Here is a 21189-nt window from a genome sequence, read left to right on the forward strand (position 1 = left end):
TGCCTTACGAATGGATCAGGCCGCTTTATCCAGATCGAACGCATCATGCAGCGCCTGCACGGCAAGTTCCATGTATTTCCTGTCGATCAGAACAGAAATCTTGATCTCTGATGTCGTGATGACCTTGATGTTGATACCCTCGGCACTCATCACCTGAAACATCTTTGCGGCAACACCTGTATGGCTGCGCATTCCGATGCCCACGACGCTGACTTTGGCCACATCTGTGTCGGCAATCACTTCCTGATAATTGATTGTGCCATCCGCTTTTGCTGTTTCCACAGCTTTCTGCGCGCGCATCACCTGATCGGTCGGGCACGACCAGGTCATATCAGTGCGCCCCTCCTCCGAGATGTTCTGGACAATCATATCCACATTGACCCCGCCATCGCTGAGCGCCGTGAAAATACTGGCCGCAATACCGGGCCGGTCCGCGACGCTGATCAGTGTCATCTTGGCTTCATCGCGGCTGAACGCGACACCTGCAACTACATTGCTTTCCATGATTTCCTCCTCGTCGCACACCAGGGTGCCGGCCTCATCAGACTGTTCCTCGAAACTGCTCAGAACCCGCAGTTTGACCTTGTAGCGCATCGCAAGCTCGACGGAACGGGTTTGCAGAACCTTGGCTCCCAGCGAGGCAAGCTCAAGCATTTCCTCAAACGCGATCCGGTCCAGTTTGCGGGCCTTGGCTTCTACTCGTGGGTCAGTGGTATAAACCCCGTCCACATCCGTGTAGATATCGCAGCGTTCCGCACCAAAGGCCGCAGCAAAGGCCACGGCAGTCGTGTCCGAACCACCGCGACCCAGCGTGGTAATACGCCCTTCGGGGCTCACGCCCTGAAAACCGGCAACGACGGCGACTTTCATGCCTTCGGCGAATTTGGCGGTGATGTTATCTGTCGGGATCTCTTCAATCCGGGCCTGACTGTGCGCCGACGTTGTTTTGACCGGCACCTGCCAGCCCTGCCAGCTGCGCGCCGGGACGTCCATCTCCTGGAGTGTCAGCGCCATCAGCCCAGCGGTGACATTCTCTCCACTGGAAACAACCGCGTCGTATTCCCGCGCATCATAGAGCGGAGATGTCTCGCCCACCCAGCCCACAAGCTCGTTGGTTTTACCGGACATGGCCGAGACAATGACGATCACGTCATAGCCTTTGGCCACCTCGACGCCGACACGCTTGGCCGCCCGCCGGATCCGGTCCAGTGTGGCAACGGATGTGCCACCGAATTTCATTACCAGAACAGGCATTTCCCCGTGCCCCTTATCTCGTCCGACGCGGGTTTACGCGCAAGGGCTGCGGATCACAAGAGATGCAAAGCCGGCTCCGATGAAATTTGCGCATACCGCAGCGGGATGCGCGCGATCTGGCGTCTTCAGAACGGGTGCGATCGCCCGTCCCAAGTCTCAAAACAGCCGGTTTTGTCGATGTTCAGGTCCGCAAACCGCGCTGTCAGCCCGGCCACAGCGTCCTCAACAGAAATGTCCGCAGCACTGCTGCCCATGTCCGTGCGCACCCAACCGGGGTGATAAATGCCGACGGCGATACCGTCATCTCTCAGATCCTGGGCAAGGTTTCGCCCCAGATTCAGGACCGCAGCCTTGGAAGCACGATAGATGTAGCTGCCCCCGGGAGCCCTGTCGCTGGACGCCATCTGCGAGGAAATCACCGCAATCTTCGCGTTCTTTGCCGCCCTGAGGTTCGGCAACAGACCCTGAATGGTCAGAAACACGCCAGTGACGTTGGCCGCAAAACTCTGCGCCCAGAGTTCCGGCTGATATCCCGCCTCAAGGCTGTGCCCCTTGTCCAGATATACGCCTGCGTTGCACACCAGAAGCTCAACAGGCCTGTTCCGCAGACTTTCAGCGAAAGCAGCCTGCGAACCCGGGTCAGTCACTTCCAGCGGCCACTCTCCGTTCCGCGTGGTTCCGATGACCTGCGCACCGCGCGCGGTATATGCGGCACAAAGGCCTGCGCCGATGCCACGGCTGGCACCTGTAATCACAACTGTCATCTGATCAGTTTGCCTTTCTTCCCGGCAAAAACGGCAAGGGTGCCACGGGTATGCCGTCCTCAATGAGTTTCCTGGCGTCTTCGCCATTGGCCTCACCATAAATTGCGCGCTCGGGCGTCGCACCGAGGTACATAGAGCGCGCTTCCTCGGCGAATTTTCCACCGACATAATCGGCGTTTTCCTCAACATGGCGGCGCAGTTCGGCCAGTTTCTGCTCTGCTTCGGTCTGCGGGGTCTGTAAAGACCGGGGTTCTGCCACATCGGACGTGGCAACACGCGGGGCCATGATCGCTTTGGACACCGCGGCACTGCCACATTCAGCACAGCTCAGATGACCGGAAGACACGAGCTTCTCAAATGCATCCGCTGACTGAAACCAGCTGTCAAAACGATGCCCGTTGTCGCACTTCAGGGTGTAACTGATCATTCAGGCACCTTTTTACATTGTCCACTGCTGAGATGGTGCAGCAGACAGCAGCCGTCAAGCCTGTCAGCTGTCCTGACGCGGATCAAAATCCAGTAAAATGCGGGATAATTCAGGCTCGTCCACCAGTTTGGCAGCCTTTTTTCGTGACATCCAGACACGCTCACGCTGACCTGCTTCCGGGAAGTCATCTGCGATGGCTGTCACCTCTACAGGGAATATCATACCCAGACATGGCAGGTCGCCGTTGTTCTCTGTTTCCTTGCTGTAGGAGTAGATGCCAAGACAGCGCCCGTCTGAACGTCCCCGCACACCCGCCTCTTCCCAGGCCTCCTGGGCAGCTGTTTCCGCAGGTGTCTGACCATCTACAGGCCAGCCCTTTGGAACAATCCAGCGTCTGGTCCCCCGCGACGTGATCAGCAGGATACGGATTTTCTTTTTGTGGATGCGATAGCACAGCGCCGCGAACTGCGTACGGATTTCATCTTTCCGCGCACCTGTGATCGTTATGGGAAGTTGCTTTATCATTATCGCTTATGCGTTTTCATTGCTCCAGGCCTGAACCCGGTTGTCTGCTCCCGGGGCTATAATGCCTCAAAACGCGCAAAATGCCAAGAACTGCGGCAAAAACAACAACTCAGACGGGTTGGGGGAGTGTGTCAGACAACTTCACGGCCGGAAACACGCTGCCTCAGCCGGTCGGTCAGATCTTCGAGCGGGACGTCCGCCTCGATGGCCAGACGACGCAGCCCAAAATGTACATGGGCCATTTCCTGATAGTATCCGGTGTAGGCATAGTTCGTCGCTGCACCCGCGACCGCACCCAGAACAGGGATCGCCTGCGCAGCAAGTTTCTGGCCCAGCACGGTTGCCAGCCGCGGCGCGATGCGCGCAATGATACCTTTGACGGCGGGACCGGTGAGTGCCACGCGCGCAGAGATAAAGGCCAGATCCGCCCCGTCATCATCGCTCAGCGGACCGGCCGCAGAAAACACTGTTATGCAGTCAAAGCGAACGTTTTCCTCATTCGTGTCGAACCCATACTCTGCGGCCACGCCTTCGATCACGCGCAACAAAAGGGTGGTTGTGACCGGCAGTTCTGCCAGTGCAGTGGGCAGGCCGCCCATCCCGCCAACAGCGCCCATGGCAGCACCGGCGGCTGTGTTCAGCCAGCTTTTCTGATCCTTCACCACCCCGCGGCTGTAGTGTGCCGCCTTCATTGCCTCCTGCAGCGCCCGGGTGGTCGCCCCGTCCAGACCTGCGCGCACGGGCTGCGGTAACCGGTCCAACATGCCTTCTGCCTGCCCGCCCACAAGGTTCAGCAGTTCAATTCCAGCGCCGCCCGCAGCGCGGTATCGGGTGGCCAGAGCGTCCAGCTCTGCTTCGGTGTCAGGTGGTGACGTCGTGCCGGCGATCAGATCCATAGAGCCCCTTTCACCTTCCAAAATGGGGAGCCGGTGCCATTTTTCAATCCTGGCACCAACGAGTAACCGGGCCTTCTATCCCACACCACGCACCGGGCCGAAGCTCCTGACCCAGCACGCGGGCCGGGTTCGTCGGCGGTGGCATCTGCACATTTTCGAGCAGCCGGAACCCGAACCGCGAATAATAAGGTGCATCCCCCACCAGCATCACCCTTTCCCAGCCGATTGCAGCGGCGGCATCCAGAGATTCGCGGATGAGCGTGCCCGCCAGACCCTCTCCCTGACGCGTCGGGTGAACGGCAACCGGCCCCAGCAGCAATGCCGCGTGCCCGGAAACGCGCACCGGCCAGTACCGGATTGCACCGGCCAGAATGCCATCCGGATCGCGTGCCACCTGCGAAAGCTGTGCGACAGGCTCTACGTCATCGCGCAGCCGATAGGACGACAGTGCCTCGCGTCCTGGCGCAAAGCACAGATCATAGAGCGCTTCTACCTCGTGGGTGTCCTGCGCGGTCTCAACAGTCAGTTCATACACGCAAAGCGTCCCGGATCCCGGCCCCAGGGGTTTCAACTGGCCCGGACGTAGCACATGCGTTAAGGGAGCTGCAAACCAAGAGGAGTGCCCCATGTTCTACCGCCCGGCCGATGGTCACGGTCTGCCACACAATCCTTTCAACGCGATCGTCTCACCCCGCCCCATCGGCTGGATTTCGACGCGCGATGCCGATGGTGCCAACAACCTGGCACCCTATTCGTTTTTCAATGCCGTGGCCTATGTGCCCCCACAGGTCATGTTCGCTTCCACCGCCGCCAAGGCCGACCGCGGCGACACCAAGGATTCCGTGGCAAATATACGCGAAACCGGTGTGTTCTGCGTGAACGTCGTTGAATATGCCATGCGCGACGTCATGAATGCCTCCTCCGCAGCGCTGGCCCGCGAGGTCAGCGAATTTGACGACGCCGGGATCGAAATGGCAGCCTGCTCAGAAATTGACTGCGGGCGTGTTGCTGCAGCGCCGGCCTCGCTTGAATGCCGCATGACCCGGATCGTGAAAATTGAAGGCGAAAACAACTATGTTGTTTTCGGCGAGGTCACAGGTGTTCATATCCGCGAGGATACGCTGGTGAACGGCCGGTTCGACGTCACGACGTACCAGCCGCTGTCCCGCCTGGGGTATCGCGATTATACTGTGGTGCGGGAGGTTTTTGAGCTTGCCCGCCCGGACGACTGACACCGAACGCAGAATATACGACTTCCACCTCAGGCTGTGCTAGGCTGTTCCCAGGGATACAAATCAGGGGGCAGAAATGGTCGCATTCAATCACTCAATTATCCGGGCCGCTGTGTGGAACCTGGCGGGATTCTCGCTGCCGGGCCGGCCGGTTGGCATCTCAGGCAGATCACAAAAGGCGGCAAATCAGGCCGAGGGCCTCGCGTTGCTCGACGCTGAATTTGTGACCCTCGTCGAAGTTTCACCGATCAGCTATATCGACACACTGGTCAAAAAACTGGCCGAGTATGGTGTCGAATACAATCAAACGATCCTGCCGCAGCAAAGTGGCAATATCCACATCGGCTTTTTGCACAAGCCCGGCATCGAAGTGACCAACCCGCGGTTCATTCCCGGGTCCGAGGGTGACTACACAAACGGCCGCCAGGCGATTGCCGTTGACGTGCAGGCCGGTAAGTTCAAAGCCATTGTCATCGGGGTGCATCTGAAATCCGGTCGCGGCCGCGATGAACAAAAGGTTCGCGACAGCCAGTGCCGTGTGATCGGGGACTATGTAACTCAGATCCAACAAACGCCGGGCACTAAAAGGCGGGCCATTTTCATGATGGGCGACTTTAACATGATCCCTGGTCAGGATGTGTCCAACTTCCACCACCTCGGCGGAGACGATGTGATGGATTTCGTCTCGAGCTGGGACCTGCAGGACCGGTTTTCGCATATTCTGGAAAAAGGCCGCGCAAACCTGCTGGACGGGTTCGCAATCAGTCGGAATTATTCGACAGACTACATCAAAGGCAGTCTGCGTCTCTTTCCTATGCACTGGACGATGGACATGGGACGCGAGAAATTCCGCAAAAACGTGTCAGACCATCTGCCCTTCGTCGCCAGTTTCCGCATCTACTGAAGCCCGGTTGCGGGACGGCGGGCGGGGCGACCTGCCCCTTGGGCAGGAGCGCTGGATGCCGTCAGTGACCGCCGAGGATGCCGGTACGCACCTGATAGTTCACCGCCAGCGCATAGTCAGGGTCGTCGTCGCTGTCGACCATCAGGTGCCCGGCTTTGGTCAGCAGCCGGTGACAATCTCTGCTCAGGTGACGCAGCTGAAGACGCTTGCCGACGTCCTCATACTTACCGGCGACGGTTTCGATGGCCTGCAGAGCGGACTGATCCACGACACGGCTGTCGGCAAAATCCACAATCACCTCAGCCGGATCGCCCTGCACATCGAAGAGTTCGGCAAACCCTTCGCTTGAGCCGAAAAAGAGCGGCCCCTGCACCTGGTAGACGCGGGCCCCTTCGGGTGTCGTATAGGTTTTGGCATAGATGCGCCGGGCGTTGTTCCAGGCATAGGCCAGCGCACTCACAATCACACCGACAACGACAGCAACCGCAAGGTCTTCGTAAACTGTCACAACGGTTACCAGCAAAATAACAAAGGCATCTGTCAACGGCACTTTGCGCAGGATTGTAAGACTGTTCCAGGCAAAGGTGCCGATCACTACCATGAACATCACGCCAACAAGTGCGGCCAGTGGGATAAGCTCAATGATCGGGGAGCCGACCAGAATGAACAAGAGCAGGAACACGGCCGCTGCAATACCAGCCACCCGTGTGCGCCCGCCCGATTTTACGTTGATCATAGACTGGCCGATCATCGCACAGCCCCCCATACCACCGAAAAATCCGGTCACTGTATTGGCCACACCCTGCGCAATGCATTCCTGGCTCGCGCCGCCGCGTTCATTGGTCATATCGCCCACGAGGTTCAGCGTCAGCAGGCTTTCGATCAGCCCGATCGCCGCAAGGATAATCGCATAGGGCAGAATAATTTCAAAGGTTTCCCAGTTCAGCGGCACCATCGGAATGTGCAACGACGGCAATCCACCCTGGATGGACGCCAGATCGCCCACCCTGGGGACATCAAGGCTGAACCCGATCACCACGGCGGCGACGATGCCGATACCCGCCAGCGGCGCCGGAATAACTTTCGTAATTCTCGGGGTTAACCAGATAATAGCCATTGTCGCGGCTACCAGCGTCAGCATCAGAAAGAGCGGCGCTCCCGAGAGCCATTCCCCGCCGCTCATGCCGTGGCCCGTGTTTTCCATGGTACCGGGCACTTTGAACTGGCTCATCTGTGCCAGGAAAATCACAATAGCCAGACCGTTCACAAACCCCAGCATAACGGGGTGAGGCACCAGCCGGATAAACTTGCCCCACTGCATCACACCGGCGAAAATCTGCAAAAGCCCCATCAGCACGACGGTCGCAAAGAGATATTCAACCCCGTGTTCCGCGACCAGCGAAACCATAACAACGGCCAGCGCTCCTGTGGCACCGGAAATCATGCCCGGGCGCCCGCCGATCAGCGCCGTGATCAGACCGACCAGAAAGGCCGCATAAAGGCCGACCAGCGGATGCACCCCGGCGACAAAAGCAAAGGCCACCGCCTCCGGCACCAGCGCCAGGGCAACAGTGAGACCAGACAAAAGCTCTATACGCATGCGTGCAAATGTCAGACCTTCGCGCGGGGTCCAGCGCAGATCGGTTACATCAAGATTTTTGGTGAATTCACGGAATGTCGTCTTCGCCATGGAAGGCTCCTGGTCTGTCAGGTATCGGGGGGGCACAGCCCAAACGGCCTGCTGTTGCGCGGTCCCTAGACGGTTTGGGCCGAAATGAAAACCCCGCCGCCTGTCTCACCTGTCATACATCAGGGTTAATTTCTGATGAAACGCAGAGGCTGCTGGTCGCCCACCGTAGAGCACAATCCGCCAATCCCACAACGGCAGCCACAAAACAGCCCCGACCGCGCGGCTGTTTCCGCGCAGGAGCCGCTATCGTCGGATGATACGTTCGCACAATAGGAACGCGGGTCCGCTGGGTGCCACCCAGGGTAATCCTCACAGAAATACCCCCGAACCAAATTGCCTTTTCATACCGCAACATTCGGCTAAGCTGCGGCGAAAAGAAAGAAGCAATGGCACTTATCCGTACAGATGCAGACCTTGATGCGCTCCGACCGCTGACCCCGGGAGAAGTGCAGTTACTCGCTGCCAGTCGCGCCGGTGAGACGTGCCGGCTGGGTGACGGCGCCCTTCCATCTGCCAGCGCACCAAGGCGCGAACAGTTCGTCCGGGCGGATGTGCTGAGGTATCTGATCCTGGGCGGTTGCCCGGTTAATCCCGTCGCAACGATGGGCATCGATCTGCATGGCGCTTTTGTGTCCGGAACGCTCAACCTTGCCGCTGTGGAAACCCATGGATCCGTGGGCCTGCAGAATTGCTGTTTTGACCGGACGCTGACGGTGTTCCGGGCACAGTTCTCCAATCTGCGCCTCGATGGCAGCCGCCTCAAAGGGCTCAACGGACACGGGCTCAGCGTGGCCAATGATGTGATGCTGCGCGGGATCACGGACACCGGTGGTATTAATCTCTTTGCCGCAAGGATCGGCGGGCGCCTCGACTGCAGCGACGCGGACATCTCGCCCGACAAACATCTGGCGCTGAACGCAAAAAATGCGGCGATAACCGGGGGTGTCACGCTGGCCGGTCTGGTTGCCCACGGTCGGGTGTCCTTTAACAGCGCGGGCATCAACGGACAGATGAACTGCGAAAACGCCCGCTTCAGGGCCTGGGGCGCGGCTTATGCTTTCAAGGCGCAGGATGCTTCCGTCCGCGCGGATATGTCATTCTCCGGGGCACAGGCCGAGGGGGAGGTCAATCTGGCCGGTGTCGAGGTTGGCGGACGGCTGGTTTTTGACGGTGCTGCACTCGATTCCGGCAGCGCTGCGCCAGAGGCGACAGCCGTTAAACTTGTGCGTATGCGCGTCGCCGAAGGTCTTCACTGGAAGGCAATCCGACTGGGGCGTGGTCGCGTCAGCCTGACCGCAGCCCACGTTGGAGATCTGGTGCATGACCTGAAAAATGACATGGAAAGCTGGCCATCTTCAGACCGGTTTGATCTGGACGGATTTACCTATGACCGCATCACCGGTCCCTCGATTTCACCGCGGGTTTTTATCGAGTGGCTGAAAAAGGGAAGCGTGGAAAAAGAGAATTTTCTCCCACAGCCTTTCACACAGCTGGCAAGGGTTCTGCGCGAACGCGGCCATGACCGGGATTCGCGCCTGATCCTTGCGGAGCGCGATCGCCTGATCATGAAAAACATCCGCGACCGCGCCCGGATTACGGAATTCGATGGCACCTGGCGCACGGCCTTTCGCAGCCTGTTCCGGGACGGCAGCAATATCCGACGCTATGCAATCGACGTGCTCCTGCGCCGGACGGTCGGATACGGATACCGGCCCTTTCGGAGCATGTGGATGCTGGCCACCCTGGTCGTTGTGGCTGTTGCCCTCGCACATCTCACCTGGGAGGAAGGGTCCTTTGTGCCAAGTGCAGAAGCCGCGAACAGCTCCGAGACCTGGCGCGCGCTAACGCTCAGCGGTGTTGATAATCCTGCCGCTGTCTGGTCCGGGCGCATGATCCTGGGAGACCGACAGCTGAACGGACCCGCACCCGGCCTGGACTATCCGCGTTTTAACGCCATTGCATGGGGCGCGGACCTCGTTATCCCCATCATAGAATTCGGGCAAACGGCGCACTGGGGGCCGTCAACACAACGGGGCTTCTGGGGGCTCTGGCTGTGGCGTGCGTCGTTTTTTCTTGCGGCAGCCGGGTGGATTGTCACCGCATTGGGGGCAGCTGCAATTACCGGCATCATAAGGCGCGAGTAAGCAGCGAACGCAGCCTTTGCGATTTCCAAAATCCGACAGGTTAAATTGAAGTCTTTGCTTTTCAATCCCCGCTTCTTGGTTAATCTGAGCGGGCAAAGACTTCTGGGAAGTACAGATGACACAGACGAAAATCGCCGTGATCGGCGGCTCGGGCATTTACGATATCGACGGCCTGGAGAGCCCAACCTGGCAGGCCGTCAGCAGCCCCTGGGGCACACCATCCGACGCGGTACTGACCGGGTCACTGGACGGCGTAGAAATGGTATTTCTGCCGCGACACGGACGTGGCCATGTGCACAGCCCGACCACAGTGCCCTACCGCGCCAACATCGACGCCCTGAAGCGTCTGGGGGTGACGGATGTTATCTCTGTTTCGGCCTGCGGCTCCTTTCGGGAGGAGATGGCACCGGGTGACTTCGTGGTTGTCGATCAGTTCATCGACCGGACCTTTGCGCGCGAAAAAAGCTTTTTCGGAACCGGGTGTGTGGCTCATGTATCGGTCGCGCACCCCGCCTGCCCCCGGCTTGGTGCGGCCTGCCTGACCGCAGCCAGGGATGCCGGGATCACCGTTCACGACGGCGGCACGTACCTGGCGATGGAGGGGCCGCAATTCTCGACACTGGCTGAATCCACGATGTACCGTGAAAGCTGGGGCGCCGACGTGATCGGCATGACAAATATGCCGGAAGCGAAACTCGCCCGCGAGGCAGAGCTCTGTTACGCCTCTGTTGCAATGATAACCGACTATGACAGCTGGCATCCGGATCATGGTGAGGTCGATGTCACAGAGATCATCAGAACGCTCATGGGGAATGCGGACAAAGGGCGTGACCTGGTGCGCCGCCTGCCCGCGCTTCTGGGCGCTGAACGCACGCCCTGCACGCATGGATGCGACCGCGCTCTGGAATTCGCCATTCTCACACAACCCGATGCGCGTGACCCCGCACTGATGGCAAAACTCGACGCGGTCGCCGGTCGGCTGTTGTGATGCCTTTTGATCTCTGGCTGACTTTCGTGGCCGCGTCGGTGGCGCTGCTGCTCATTCCCGGTCCGACGGTATTGCTGGTCCTGAGCTATGCTCTGTCCAAAGGCCGCACCGTCGCTGTCGCCTCTGCCGCTGGTGTCGCCTTTGGTGATTTTGTCGCCATGACCGCTTCGCTGCTTGGCCTTGGCGCTCTGGTGCTGGCCTCTGCCACAGCCTTTACGGTTCTGAAATGGGCCGGTGCTGTCTACCTGATCTGGCTCGGGGTCCGGCTGATCCGGTCTGCCCCGGCCAAAGGGTTGTATCCAACCGGCGAGATCAGCGCACGCGGTGTGTTCGGGCATACTGCTGCTGTGACCGCCCTGAACCCAAAGTCCATTGCGTTCTTTATCGCCTTTGTCCCGCAGTTCATTCGGACAGATGCTGATCTGCTGCCCCAGTTTGCGATCCTGATCACAACCTTCGTGGGTCTCGCGGCGATGAATGCCCTGGCCTATGCTCTGATGGCCGATCGGCTGCGCCGCGTGATCGCCCGGCCGTCCGTCCTGACATGGATAACCCGGGCCGGAGGGTCCGCCCTGATTGGAATGGGGCTGATGACAGCGGCCCTGCGCCGCACGTCATGAAAGAGAGACCATGAAAAAAGTTGAGGACTATATCCGTACCATCGTCGATTTCCCCCACGAGGGGATCATGTTTCGCGATGTCACCACACTCTTTGCGGACCCGCGCGGCTTTCGGATCGCAATCGATCAGATGCTGCACCCTTATGCAGGCATGGAGATCGACAAGGTTGTCGGTCTGGAGGCCCGCGGCTTTATTCTGGGCGGTGCAATCGCACACCAGTTATCTGTCGGTTTCGTTCCGATACGCAAAAAAGGCAAACTGCCCGGAACGACCATCAGTCAGGACTACAAACTGGAATACGGTGAGGCGATTGTCGAAGTCCACGATGACGCCATCGAGGCCGGTGAAAAAATTCTGGTGGTGGATGACCTGCTTGCCACCGGCGGTACGGCAGAAGCCGGGATCAGGCTGATCGAACGGCTGGGTGGCGAGATTATTTCGACAGCTTTCATCATTGATCTGCCCGAGCTCGGCGGACGCAAAAAACTGGAGGCCATGGGCGTCGAAGTTCACGCTCTCTGCGCATTCGAGGGTCTTTGAGGCCTTCGTCGCTGCCACTGGCAACCTGATCAGGCATCCCTGTCAGACGACATACAGGCTGACAGACAACACTGCCCGGCTTCAACGACCAGCATCCGGTCTCGCAGTTTGCTGCAGGACGGTCACAACCGTCCGCCAGGCTATGTGCTGCAACAGAACAGATTTCGCTTTGCACACAGCAGCCGGATCAGCCGCGCAGCACGGCACCAGGGTTCATAATGCCCAGAGGGTCCAGCGCGGCTTTGATTGCCCGCATTGCGCTCAGCTTCGCGGGATCTCCATAGCGTTCCAGATCCTCTACCTTCAACCGGCCCACCCCGTGTTCCGCACTGAAGGAGCCTTCGTATTCGTGCACCAGATCATGGATCGCACGCTGCAAATCGGCACGCTGGTTCAGATGCTCGCTCTTGGTCCGGCCTGGCATGGGGAACACATTGTAGTGCAGATTGCCATCGCCGAGATGGCCAAAACAGTTAATCCGGAACGCGCCAATCCGCGCAATCCGCTCTTTTCCGGCCTCGATAAACGGGGCAATCGCCCCCAGAGGAAGCGACACATCGCTCGAAACAATCGCGCCTACTTTCTTGTTGGCGATCGGGATATTTTCCCGCACAGACCAGAACGCATCACTCTGCTGGGCGCTTTGCGCGATCACTCCGTCACTGACCAGATCCGCATCCATGCCCTGCTCAAAAAGCCCCGTCAGCGCGTCATCTGCCGACATGCCCGCGACCATGCCCACCTCGATCAGGACCGACCACGCCGGTGCCTCCTCAAAGGGCAGACGCACCTGGGGCAGTTCGGCCGCCAGAAACTCAAACGAACGCCCCGAGATAAGCTCAAACGCCGTCACAAGATCACCCAGCCTGTCACGCGCCAGCGCCAGAAGGCTCAGCGCTGCAGCAGGCGACTTCACAACAAAGATCGCCGTCCCCGTCTGCTCTGGTTGCGGAAAGAGTTTAAGGGCTGCCGCCGTAATTACCCCCAACGTTCCCTCTGAACCGATCAGAAGGTGGCGCAGGTCATACCCTGTGTTGTCTTTGCGCAGCCGGCGCAGACCGTGCCAGACTTGTCCATCCGGCAGAACAGCTTCAAGTCCGAGACACAGATCCCGCGTATTGCCGTAACGCAGCACAGCCGTTCCGCCCGCATTAGTCGCCAGATTGCCGCCGATGCGCGCGGTTCCTTCTGCCGCCAGCGACAGCGGAAAAAGGCGTCTGGCCTCGGTGGCTGCTTTCTGCACATCCGCCAGGATCACACCTGACTCGCAGATCATCACGTTTTCCTCCGCATGCACGGCGCGGATACGGTCCATTTTTTCCAGCGAGAGAATGAGCGGCAAAGGGCCTTCCGGTGAAATCTGCCCTCCAACCAGACCCGTACCGCCGCCATAGGGCATCACCGGCACCTGCTGCCGGGCTGCGAGACGGATCACCGTTGCCACCTGCTCGGTGGTCTCGGGCCGGGCAACCAGCGTGGGCCGTCCGGTGAACGTGCCACGCGGTTCTTCCAGATATCTGGGCTCAGAAGGCTTCAGAATGTGACCGGGCAGATGCTCTGCCAACAGTTTCTCAAATGCGGTATCGGCGGAATTCAGTGTCATATCACTTGATCCCCCGACGACGCTCGGGATGCAAGCAGGCTCTACTGACCGCTGAGATATGAGGGTTGCAGAACGATGATCGTCGGACGCGACGGTAGTCTCGCCAGTGACATTTCCAGAGACGACCCGTCCACTTCCACAATCACGAATTCATCCGACATTCCTTTCAGAAAATCTCCCAGCGCGTAGACCGAAAACCAGTGCATCGGGATAACAACAGAAGAGCGCAGTCTTTTGAGAACCCGTGTCATGGTTGCCAGATCCAGCGTGAAACCCCCGTCGACCGGCGCCATTACAATATCCAGCCTTCCGATTGCCGCGTATTGTGCCGCGTCCGGCTCATGATGCAGATGTCCCAGATGACCGACGCACAAACCTGCCAGCTCAAAGATGAATATTGAATTCCCTTCTGTTTCGATCCCTGAAAACTGTGAGCGGATGTCTGTGGAAACATTCCGGATCAGCACCTCGCCCAGGTCCAGATGATGGTCGATGCCCTGCCCGAAATCACCCCAGCCCGGCAGAACATGTGGAATGGCCGGGTCCGGAAAGGCCGTCCAGTGCGTGTCATGGGCATGGTTCATTGTGACCACATCAGGGATCAGAGGTTCGGTGCCTGTGTATCCGGTAAAATCTGTGACCATGTTCAGCCCGCCATGGCTGCGGATCAGAAAACTGGCATGGTTGATATAGTGGATGCGAACGGTCTCCTCATCGACGGGACCGAGCGAGGCAGGAACAACGTATTCGATACCGGGCACGTTTTCGGCCAGTGCAACGCAATGGCTGGGCGTGCGTTCCTGCGCGCCGGCGCTGGTCGCTGCAAAGGCCAGTATCATCAGACTGCGCGTGATCATGGTTCACCTCCCTGTTTCACCGATCATACCAAAGCCAGCAGATATTTCAGCAAAAGGCTGCAGCCAGGCAGGCCACACCCGGCAGGATGCACATTTACCGCGCATTTCCGGGCGGCCGCTTGCCGCTGTGGCGATTTTCCGCCGGAAAATCCAAAGGATGGAATGCGGCGCAGCCGCGCCTTCGGATCAGGCGCGCTCGGCTGTGGGAACCTTACCGCGGCGGTCGCCCCGCAATGCCGCATAGAGCACATGGGTTCTCCAGCGGTCATTGATCTGCAGATAGCTCTGAGCAACACCCTCGTATTTGAAGCCGGATGTTTCCAGCAGCCCTCGGGACGCCGCATTCTCCGGCAGGCAGGCAGCTTCGATGCGGCTGAGATCCAGCCGGGTAAATGCATGATGCACGACTGCTGTGATCGCTTCGCGCATATAGCCATTGCGGGCAAAAGGTTCGCCCGTCCAGTAGCCCAGCGTGCCGGACTGGGCCGGTCCGCGCCGGATGTTGTCCAGCGTTATCGCGCCCAGCAGGGCCTCATCCGACCGCCTGATCAGGAACAACGGCAAAGCTGTTCCACCTGACACGGATCTTTGCGCCCAGTACACCCGGTTTGTGAATGCCTTGCGCGTCAGATGATCCTCGGCCCAGGCCGGTTCCCAGGGGGTCAGGTAATCGACGCTCTGCGCCCGGAGTTTTGACCAGGGCCGGAAATCGGAATGGATCGGAGGACGCAGAGTCATCCGTTCGGTCTCAATCCTCAGTTTGCGAAATCCGCGCAGCATCAGGCCGCCCGACGCGCCTGCAGTTCTGCCAGCGACGGCGCCTGATCCACCGGACCGTACAGGGCCAGTGCAGCCAGCGCGCCGGTGGCCATACGGGCTGCGAACTCACGCACATCGCCTGTTGTTACGGCGTCAATCATCGCCACGGTTTCCTCCAGCGGCGGCACACGGCCCCAGATCTGCACAAGCCGTGCGAGCCGTTCTGCCCGGTTTGACGGGCTTTCCAGCCCCATCAGCAGCCCGGCTTTCATCTGGGCGCGTGCGCGTGCAACCTCGGCCGGGGACATATCATCGGCGGCACGTTTCATCTCATCGATGGTGATCCGCGCCAGTTCGGGCAGCTGTGATGCGCTGGTGCCCGCGTAAATGGTGGTCATGCCCGTATCCGCATAGGCACCCGCCTGGGCAAAAATGGAATAGCACAGGCCCCGGTTCTCCCGGATTTCCTGGAACAGGCGGCTCGACATGCCGCCGCCCAGAGCAGAGGCATAGATCTGGGCCGTGTAGATGCTGTCCTCGCGGTAGCCAGGGCTTTCAAACGCGAGCGCAAAATGCGCCTGCTCCAGCGCTTTGCTGGTGCGACGCTCACCGCCCATAAAGCGCGCATGCGAAGGCTCGGCCGTTTCTTTCGGAACCATGCCCCCGAACAGTGTCTCCGCCAGTCTGACAATCTCATCGTGGTCGACCGCACCTGCAGCCGAAAGGATCATCTGTCCGGGCCCATAATGGCGGTCGATGAAAGCACGCAGATCGTCGCGGGAAAAGGCGGACACCCGCTCTGCCGGACCCAGAATACTGCGGCCCATCGGGTGATCGGGATAGGCTTCTTCCTGAAGCCAGTCGAAAATCACATCGTCCGGTGTGTCCAGTGTCTGGCCGATTTCCTGCAGGATAACGCCCCGTTCAACCTCGATCTCTGCCTCATCCAGCGTCGGATTGAGCAGAATGTCCGCGATCACATCCAGCGCCAGCCCGACATCGTTGCGCAGCACACGCGCGTAGTAGGCCGTGACTTCGCGGCTGGTGTACGCATTGATGTACCCGCCGGCATCCTCGATGCTTTCGGCAATCTGAAGCGCGGAACGCCGTTTGGTGCCCTTAAACGCCATATGCTCCAGAAAGTGCGCAATGCCATTCTGCTCTGGCGTTTCATTTCGCGCGCCGGCTGTTACCCACACGCCAACAGAGGCCGATTCCAGCCCCGGCATTTCTTCGGTCACAATGCGAAAGCCGTTCGCCAGTTCGTGTTGTTGCAGTGTCACGCGGACAGGTTCTCCCTGATGTGGTCTTTCAGTGCGCCAAGGTCGTTGGGCACCCGGCTCATCCGTTCCGGGCGTTCATACAGGTCTGCCATACGTGCAGGCAAGGGCGGGTGAATGCCCGACGCTTTCTCGACAGCAGCGGGAAACTTGGCCGGATGTGCCGTCGCCAGCGTGATCATCGGCGTCCCGGCTGTCAGCTGCTCATCCGCGACCTTTACACCAATAGCTGAATGCGGGCACAGCAGCTCACCGCTGGCCGCCAGCGTCGCGGCGATTTTCGCCGAGGTTTCCGCCTCGGATGCGCGGCCTGACCGGTAATGCGACTGCAGCACCTGCAGCGCCCCCTGGCTGACCTCAAAGCCACCGGCCTTCAGCTCGTCCATCAATTGCACAATCGCCGGCGCTTCACGGTCGTAAGCGTCAAAGAGCGCACGCTCAAAATTCGAGCTGACCTGGATATCCATCGACGGGCTGATCGACGGTACGGTCTCGCCCTTGTGATACCCCTGCCCGCTCAGACAGCGGTGCAGAATGTCATTCTGGTTGGTCGCCACCACCAGTTCATCAATCGGCAGACCCATGCTTTTGGCGATGTAGCCTGCAAAGATATCACCAAAATTGCCCGTCGGCACCGTAAAGCTGACCCCGCGGTGCGGTGCGCCCAGCGAAACGGCAGAGGAAAAATAGTAAACCACCTGCGCCAGTACCCGGCCCCAGTTGATGGAGTTCACGCCCGCGAGGCGGACGCCATCACGGAATTCAAAATCATTGAACATGTCTTTCAGCCGCGCCTGGCAATCGTCGAAATCCCCATCCACCGCCAGTGCATGCACATTGCTTTCCTGTGGTGTGGTCATCTGCCTCCGCTGCACCTCGGAGATGCGGCCATGTGGGTACATGATAAAGACATCGACGTTCTCAAGACCGCGAAAAGCCTCGATAGCCGCCGATCCGGTATCGCCGCTTGTGGCACCTACGATGGTCACACGCTCGCCTTTTCGGCTCAGAGCGGTCTGAAACATCTGGCCGATCAGCTGCATAGCAAAATCTTTAAAGGCCAGCGTTGGTCCGTGAAAAAGCTCCAGCAGAAAGTGCCCCTGATCAAGCTGCTTCAGCGGCGCCCGCGCGGCATGTCCAAAGCCTGCATAAGCGCGCCCGATGATCTCGCGGAAGGCGTCGTCGCTGAAAACGTCTCCGACGAACGGGCGCATCACACGGTACGCCGTTTCCTCATAGCTCAACCCCTCCAGGGCTGAGATTTCCGCCGCAGTCATCTGCGGAATGGTCTCGGGCACATAAAGACCGCCGTCGCGGGCCAGACCGGTCAGCATCGCCTCTTCAAAGTTCAGGACAGGGGCCGTTCCGCGGGTAGAGATATAGCGCATTGCTTTCAGCTTTTGTTGGCCGCGGCACCGCGGCGCAGGAAGAAGACAGTCATGACAGACCAGATGGCCGCCAGAGAGAACCAGGTGATCGCATATTGCAAGTGGTCGTTTGGAATGGCCGCAGTGTCCACCGGAAAAGGTGTAATCGGGCCCGGCACCGCAGGCGGGTCGCGGCGCACGATCAGCACTGGCCTTGTGCCAAGCGCGCGCGCCATCGCGTCAACATCACGGGCAAACCAGATGTTGTTTTCCAGATCAGGCGCGGGTGTGTAGCTGTCCGTCTCCTGCGGCCATTGCAGATTGCCGGTCACAGAGACGGGCGGTCCCTCTTCGAACTTCAGCGCATCCGCATCCGCAGCCCGGACAAACCCCAGATCGACCAGTACCGGACCGTCGGCATGCAGCATCGGCCGTATGATCCGGTAGCCGGCACCGATTGTCTTTTGCGAGACCAGTACCCGCAGGTAGTCCGCGCGCAGCGTGCCGGTTACATCAACCGGCAGGTAAGCATCGGCCTGCCGGTCCGGTGCCGCGGGCAAGGGCACCGGTGCTGCGGCGATACGGGTATCAATGTCTTCGATCATCGCTTCTTTCCCGGCAAGACGCTGTACCTGCCAGACACCCAGACTGATCAGGATCCCCGCCCCGCCAAGACCAAAAACAATGAAAAACGCCAGTCGTCGCATGACCGCTCCGTACGAAAGAAAAACGCGCGGAACCCGCGCGCTTTTGACTTAAAACTGTGGTCGCGTTCAGTGCGTTCCGGGCATCTGCGCTACGCCCCAGATGTACACGGCAAAGAAAAGGAACAGCCAGACAACGTCCACAAAGTGCCAGTACCAGGCAGCGGCCTCAAAGCCCACGTGCTTTTCTTCTGTGAAATCTCCGCGCATCGCCCGGATCCAGCAGACCGCGAGGAAGATGGTACCGATGATAACGTGCGCACCATGGAAGCCCGTGGCCATAAAGAAGTTGGAGAAGAACTTGTCGCCGCCGAACTCCCAGCCCTGATAGAGCAGGTAGGAGTACTCATAGCCCTGCAGGAAGGTGAACAGAACACCCAGAGCAACCGCGATGCCGAGACCGTTGATCAGGTCTTTGCGCGGGCCACCGTGCACCAGAGCGTGGTGCGCCCAGGTCACCGCACAACCTGAAAGCAAAAGAACCAGCGTGTTGATCAGCGGCAGGTGGAACGCATCCACATGATAGATTTCCGGCTGCACGTATTCTGTGCCGATGTATTCGCTCATCGGGTAGATGGCGTTCTTGAAAAAGCTCCAGAACCAGGCCGCAAAGAACATCACTTCGGACATGATAAAGAGGATGAAGCCATAGCGCAGACCGATGCGCACGACCGGCGTGTGATCGCCGATTTTGCTTTCCGCAACCACTTCTGACCACCAGCCGAACATGACGTAGAGCACGGCAACAAAGCCGCCCCAGAACAGGAACGGCGTGATGTCCTGCATCCACAGCACAGCGCCGAAGAGCATCGAAAAACCGGCCAGCGCGCCCAGAAACGGCCAGATTGAGGGGTTCAGAATGTGATAGTCGTGGTTCTTTTCATGGGCCATGGTTGCGTCCCTTGCCTTATGTTGGTCAGTTCAGACTTGTGTCTGCGTTGGTATTCTCATCCTCCACCGAGGCATATCCCTCGGGCAGGTCAATTTCGTAGAAGGTATATGACAGCGTGATCGTGTGTATATACTTTCCCTCGCGATCGTCGACGATTTCAGGGTCTACATAAAAGGTTACCGGCATCTGAACCCGTTCACCAGGTTGCAGCACCTGCTCCTCAAAGCAGAAACACTGGATTTTGTTGAAGAAGCCACCCGCCTGATAGGGCGTCACGTTGTAGCTCGCCGAACCCGCAATCGGACGATCCGTGGGGTTGTATGCCTCGTAAAAGGCAAGGCCTGTCTCGCCGATGCGCACTTCCATCTCGCGCACGACCGGTTTGAACTCCCAGGCCATGTAATTGTTGAGAGACCCGTCAAACCGCACGGTAATCGTCTGATCCAGCACATCTTCAGGCGCCACGTCGGAAACGCCTGTGACACCGCCAAAACCGGTGACGCGGCAGAACCAGTCATAAAACGGTACAGAAGCCCATGCCAGGCCGCCCATCAGAACCACAACACCGACGGTCTGGGCAACAGTTTTTGAAGGACCGGTCAAAGCCATCAGCGCAGATCCTCGGCACGTGGCATTTCAAAATCACCGCTGGTGACTTTGGTAAAAGTCAGCGCCAGCACAAGCACAACAAACCCCGCAAGCATCAGTCCGACACCAATGTTACGGCCCTTGCGGCGTGTGTGTATTTCATGTTCGGGACGCAGTGCCATCGGTTACCAGCCCCCCAGCCCGAAAGGTCTCAGCGCTGCTTCGATCAGGATCGCACCGAAATGAGCAAAGAGATACCACAAAGAGAGGCGGAAGAATTTCTTCTCCGTCCGGTAATCATCCGCAAGTGCGGTTTCTTCAGGCCTGCGCCAGATTTCGACGGCACCCTTGAGGAACAGCACATTCAGCACCACCGCCACCGCCAGATAAAGTGGGCCACCAATGGCCGTAAACCCTGTTCCAACGGCCAGCACGGCCAGCAGCACGGTGTAGGCGATGATGTGCAGACGGGTGGATCTACGGCCGTGCGTTACGGTCAGCATCGGCACATCTGCATCATCGTAGTCCGACTTCATAAAGAGCGCGAGCGCCCAGAAGTGCGGCGGTGTCCACATGAAAATCAGCGCGAACATCAGCCATGCTTCGATGGAAAAACTCCCCGTCGCAATGACCCAGCCGATCACCGGCGGAAAGGCCCCTGCGGCGCCACCGATAACAATGTTCTGCGGCGTCGAGCGTTTGAGCCACATGGAATAGACCACGGCGTAAAAGAAGATCGTAAAGGCCAGCAGTCCCGCGGCCAGCAGGTTCGCCGACAGCGCCAGCATCATCACCGACAGCCCCGACAGCGCCAGACCCAGCGACAGTGCTTCGCCTGCCGGAACACGGCCAGAAGGGATCGGACGTTTGGCAGTGCGGCGCATCACCGCGTCGATGTCGGCGTCCCACCACATGTTCAGGGCACCGGAGGCCCCGGCCCCGATGGCAACAAACAGAATAGAGGCAAAAGCAATGACCGGGTGAACAGCCACGGGCGCCGCCAGCAGACCGACCAGCGCCGTGAAGACCACAAGCGACATCACACGCGGCTTGAGCAGCGCAAAATAGTCACCCAGCTGCGTGTCGTATTCACCCGTTGGCGTATTGTAGCTTACGTCAGACATGTCATTGCCTCAGCCTGAAAAACCGATGGG

At 59.2% G+C, this 21189-nt stretch carries 23 protein-coding genes; 6 read left to right on the forward strand and 17 right to left on the reverse strand.

The genetic code is table 11. From position 1 onward, the window contains the following. Nucleotides 1-15: 15 nt before the first annotated feature. The 6 genes from Q1A34_RS05730 to Q1A34_RS05755 all read right to left on the reverse strand — a co-directional run bounded on the left by Q1A34_RS05730 (nt 16) and on the right by Q1A34_RS05755 (nt 4401). Entirely contained in the window at nt 16-1254 is a 1239-nt protein-coding gene (locus tag Q1A34_RS05730; RefSeq protein WP_300031899.1) for an aspartate kinase, read from the reverse strand. A 125-nt stretch (nt 1255-1379) separates the two neighbouring features. Continuing rightward, nucleotides 1380-2018, reverse strand: a complete 639-nt coding sequence (locus Q1A34_RS05735) for an SDR family oxidoreductase (RefSeq protein WP_300031901.1) — start codon at nt 2016-2018, stop codon at nt 1380-1382. A gap of 4 nt (nt 2019-2022) precedes the next feature. Further along, complete coding sequence (locus Q1A34_RS05740) at nt 2023-2445, reverse strand: DUF1178 family protein (protein ID WP_300031903.1); 423 nt, start codon at nt 2443-2445, stop codon at nt 2023-2025. Nucleotides 2446-2508: 63 nt separating this feature from the next. Next, on the reverse strand, nt 2509-2970 hold the full coding sequence (locus Q1A34_RS05745) for an NUDIX hydrolase (protein WP_300031905.1): 462 nt from the start codon (nt 2968-2970) through the stop codon (nt 2509-2511). A 131-nt stretch (nt 2971-3101) separates the two neighbouring features. Then, on the reverse strand, nt 3102-3866 hold the full coding sequence (locus Q1A34_RS05750) for an EcsC family protein (protein ID WP_300031907.1): 765 nt from the start codon (nt 3864-3866) through the stop codon (nt 3102-3104). Between the two features lie 43 nt (nt 3867-3909). Further along, a complete protein-coding gene (locus Q1A34_RS05755) occupies nt 3910-4401 on the reverse strand; it encodes a GNAT family N-acetyltransferase (RefSeq protein ID WP_300031909.1) in 492 nt (163 codons plus the stop codon). 91 nt (nt 4402-4492) lie between these two features. Between Q1A34_RS05755 and Q1A34_RS05760 the strand changes: the two genes are divergently transcribed. Together Q1A34_RS05760 and Q1A34_RS05765 are read left to right on the forward strand one after the other, a co-directional pair. Next, nucleotides 4493-5098, forward strand: a complete 606-nt coding sequence (locus Q1A34_RS05760) for a flavin reductase family protein (RefSeq protein ID WP_300031911.1) — start codon at nt 4493-4495, stop codon at nt 5096-5098. A 76-nt stretch (nt 5099-5174) separates the two neighbouring features. Continuing rightward, on the forward strand, nt 5175-6002 hold the full coding sequence (locus tag Q1A34_RS05765) for a GMP synthase (RefSeq protein WP_300031913.1): 828 nt from the start codon (nt 5175-5177) through the stop codon (nt 6000-6002). Between the two features lie 61 nt (nt 6003-6063). On the opposite strand, the gene Q1A34_RS05770 is transcribed toward Q1A34_RS05765, so the two are convergent. Then, on the reverse strand, nt 6064-7692 hold the full coding sequence (locus Q1A34_RS05770; RefSeq protein WP_300031915.1) for a SulP family inorganic anion transporter: 1629 nt from the start codon (nt 7690-7692) through the stop codon (nt 6064-6066). 386 nt (nt 7693-8078) lie between these two features. On the opposite strand from Q1A34_RS05770, the gene Q1A34_RS05775 reads away from it, so the two are divergent. From Q1A34_RS05775 to Q1A34_RS05790, 4 genes are all read left to right on the forward strand, one after another. Continuing rightward, nucleotides 8079-9836, forward strand: a complete 1758-nt coding sequence (locus Q1A34_RS05775) for a hypothetical protein (RefSeq protein ID WP_300031917.1) — start codon at nt 8079-8081, stop codon at nt 9834-9836. Between the two features lie 115 nt (nt 9837-9951). Continuing rightward, nucleotides 9952-10824, forward strand: coding sequence for an S-methyl-5'-thioadenosine phosphorylase (locus tag Q1A34_RS05780; protein ID WP_300031919.1), 873 nt, complete (start codon nt 9952-9954; stop codon nt 10822-10824). Continuing rightward, on the forward strand, nt 10824-11444 hold the full coding sequence (locus Q1A34_RS05785; RefSeq protein ID WP_300032363.1) for a LysE family translocator: 621 nt from the start codon (nt 10824-10826) through the stop codon (nt 11442-11444). Before Q1A34_RS05780 ends, Q1A34_RS05785 begins: the two co-directional genes overlap by 1 nt. A gap of 10 nt (nt 11445-11454) precedes the next feature. Then, nucleotides 11455-11985, forward strand: coding sequence for an adenine phosphoribosyltransferase (locus Q1A34_RS05790; protein ID WP_300031921.1), 531 nt, complete (start codon nt 11455-11457; stop codon nt 11983-11985). A 187-nt stretch (nt 11986-12172) separates the two neighbouring features. Here the strand turns inward: Q1A34_RS05790 and Q1A34_RS05795 are convergent, their stop codons facing one another. The 10 genes from Q1A34_RS05795 to cyoE form a co-directional block, all read right to left on the reverse strand. Further along, entirely contained in the window at nt 12173-13588 is a 1416-nt protein-coding gene (locus tag Q1A34_RS05795) for an FAD-binding oxidoreductase (protein WP_300031923.1), read from the reverse strand. A 41-nt stretch (nt 13589-13629) separates the two neighbouring features. Continuing rightward, nucleotides 13630-14445 carry an MBL fold metallo-hydrolase gene (locus tag Q1A34_RS05800; RefSeq protein ID WP_300031925.1) on the reverse strand — a complete coding sequence of 272 codons (816 nt, stop codon included), beginning with the start codon at nt 14443-14445 and terminating at the stop codon, nt 13630-13632. 186 nt (nt 14446-14631) lie between these two features. Next, nucleotides 14632-15225 carry a GNAT family protein gene (locus Q1A34_RS05805; protein WP_300031926.1) on the reverse strand — a complete coding sequence of 198 codons (594 nt, stop codon included), beginning with the start codon at nt 15223-15225 and terminating at the stop codon, nt 14632-14634. Continuing rightward, complete coding sequence (locus tag Q1A34_RS05810) at nt 15225-16487, reverse strand: pitrilysin family protein (protein ID WP_300031927.1); 1263 nt, start codon at nt 16485-16487, stop codon at nt 15225-15227. The genes Q1A34_RS05805 and Q1A34_RS05810 overlap by 1 nt, the downstream gene beginning before the upstream one ends. Then, entirely contained in the window at nt 16484-17872 is a 1389-nt protein-coding gene (thrC, locus tag Q1A34_RS05815; RefSeq protein WP_300031929.1) for a threonine synthase, read from the reverse strand. Before thrC ends, Q1A34_RS05810 begins: the two co-directional genes overlap by 4 nt. A gap of 5 nt (nt 17873-17877) precedes the next feature. Next, nucleotides 17878-18558, reverse strand: coding sequence for an SURF1 family protein (locus tag Q1A34_RS05820; RefSeq protein WP_300031932.1), 681 nt, complete (start codon nt 18556-18558; stop codon nt 17878-17880). Between the two features lie 66 nt (nt 18559-18624). Beyond that, nucleotides 18625-19446: a cytochrome c oxidase subunit 3 gene (locus tag Q1A34_RS05825; RefSeq protein ID WP_300031934.1), complete on the reverse strand. Its 822-nt coding sequence runs from the start codon at nt 19444-19446 to the stop codon at nt 18625-18627. 25 nt (nt 19447-19471) lie between these two features. Beyond that, nucleotides 19472-20056, reverse strand: coding sequence for a cytochrome c oxidase assembly protein (locus Q1A34_RS05830; protein ID WP_300031936.1), 585 nt, complete (start codon nt 20054-20056; stop codon nt 19472-19474). Then, nucleotides 20056-20217 (reverse strand): cytochrome C oxidase assembly protein, encoded by a 162-nt coding sequence (locus Q1A34_RS05835; RefSeq protein ID WP_300031938.1) that lies wholly within the window; start codon nt 20215-20217, stop codon nt 20056-20058. Before Q1A34_RS05835 ends, Q1A34_RS05830 begins: the two co-directional genes overlap by 1 nt. A gap of 3 nt (nt 20218-20220) precedes the next feature. Further along, nucleotides 20221-21159, reverse strand: a complete 939-nt coding sequence (gene cyoE / locus Q1A34_RS05840) for a heme o synthase (protein ID WP_300031940.1) — start codon at nt 21157-21159, stop codon at nt 20221-20223. Between the last annotated feature and the right edge of the window lie 30 nt (nt 21160-21189).

This window comes from uncultured Roseobacter sp. (assembly GCF_947491795.1).
Taxonomy (GTDB): Bacteria; Pseudomonadota; Alphaproteobacteria; order Rhodobacterales; family Rhodobacteraceae; genus Roseobacter.

What these genes read in the sequence shown, in the direction of transcription:
- Q1A34_RS05775 (WP_300031917.1), top strand. Translation starts at nt 8,079, where the DNA reads ATGGCACTTATCCGTACAGATGCAGACCTTGATGCGCTCCGACCGCTG.
- thrC (WP_300031929.1), bottom strand. Translation starts at nt 17,872, where the DNA reads ATGCGCTATATCTCTACCCGCGGAACGGCCCCTGTCCTGAACTTTGAA.
- Q1A34_RS05750 (WP_300031907.1), bottom strand. Translation starts at nt 3,866, where the DNA reads ATGGATCTGATCGCCGGCACGACGTCACCACCTGACACCGAAGCAGAG.
- Q1A34_RS05790 (WP_300031921.1), top strand. Translation starts at nt 11,455, where the DNA reads ATGAAAAAAGTTGAGGACTATATCCGTACCATCGTCGATTTCCCCCAC.
- Q1A34_RS05760 (WP_300031911.1), top strand. Translation starts at nt 4,493, where the DNA reads ATGTTCTACCGCCCGGCCGATGGTCACGGTCTGCCACACAATCCTTTC.
- Q1A34_RS05735 (WP_300031901.1), bottom strand. Translation starts at nt 2,018, where the DNA reads ATGACAGTTGTGATTACAGGTGCCAGCCGTGGCATCGGCGCAGGCCTT.
- Q1A34_RS05805 (WP_300031926.1), bottom strand. Translation starts at nt 15,225, where the DNA reads ATGCTGCGCGGATTTCGCAAACTGAGGATTGAGACCGAACGGATGACT.
- Q1A34_RS05795 (WP_300031923.1), bottom strand. Translation starts at nt 13,588, where the DNA reads ATGACACTGAATTCCGCCGATACCGCATTTGAGAAACTGTTGGCAGAG.
- Q1A34_RS05820 (WP_300031932.1), bottom strand. Translation starts at nt 18,558, where the DNA reads ATGCGACGACTGGCGTTTTTCATTGTTTTTGGTCTTGGCGGGGCGGGG.
- Q1A34_RS05825 (WP_300031934.1), bottom strand. Translation starts at nt 19,446, where the DNA reads ATGGCCCATGAAAAGAACCACGACTATCACATTCTGAACCCCTCAATC.
- Q1A34_RS05785 (WP_300032363.1), top strand. Translation starts at nt 10,824, where the DNA reads ATGCCTTTTGATCTCTGGCTGACTTTCGTGGCCGCGTCGGTGGCGCTG.
- Q1A34_RS05830 (WP_300031936.1), bottom strand. Translation starts at nt 20,056, where the DNA reads ATGGCTTTGACCGGTCCTTCAAAAACTGTTGCCCAGACCGTCGGTGTT.
- Q1A34_RS05745 (WP_300031905.1), bottom strand. Translation starts at nt 2,970, where the DNA reads ATGATAAAGCAACTTCCCATAACGATCACAGGTGCGCGGAAAGATGAA.
- Q1A34_RS05780 (WP_300031919.1), top strand. Translation starts at nt 9,952, where the DNA reads ATGACACAGACGAAAATCGCCGTGATCGGCGGCTCGGGCATTTACGAT.
- Q1A34_RS05835 (WP_300031938.1), bottom strand. Translation starts at nt 20,217, where the DNA reads ATGGCACTGCGTCCCGAACATGAAATACACACACGCCGCAAGGGCCGT.
- cyoE (WP_300031940.1), bottom strand. Translation starts at nt 21,159, where the DNA reads ATGTCTGACGTAAGCTACAATACGCCAACGGGTGAATACGACACGCAG.
- Q1A34_RS05740 (WP_300031903.1), bottom strand. Translation starts at nt 2,445, where the DNA reads ATGATCAGTTACACCCTGAAGTGCGACAACGGGCATCGTTTTGACAGC.
- Q1A34_RS05770 (WP_300031915.1), bottom strand. Translation starts at nt 7,692, where the DNA reads ATGGCGAAGACGACATTCCGTGAATTCACCAAAAATCTTGATGTAACC.
- Q1A34_RS05800 (WP_300031925.1), bottom strand. Translation starts at nt 14,445, where the DNA reads ATGATCACGCGCAGTCTGATGATACTGGCCTTTGCAGCGACCAGCGCC.
- Q1A34_RS05730 (WP_300031899.1), bottom strand. Translation starts at nt 1,254, where the DNA reads ATGCCTGTTCTGGTAATGAAATTCGGTGGCACATCCGTTGCCACACTG.
- Q1A34_RS05765 (WP_300031913.1), top strand. Translation starts at nt 5,175, where the DNA reads ATGGTCGCATTCAATCACTCAATTATCCGGGCCGCTGTGTGGAACCTG.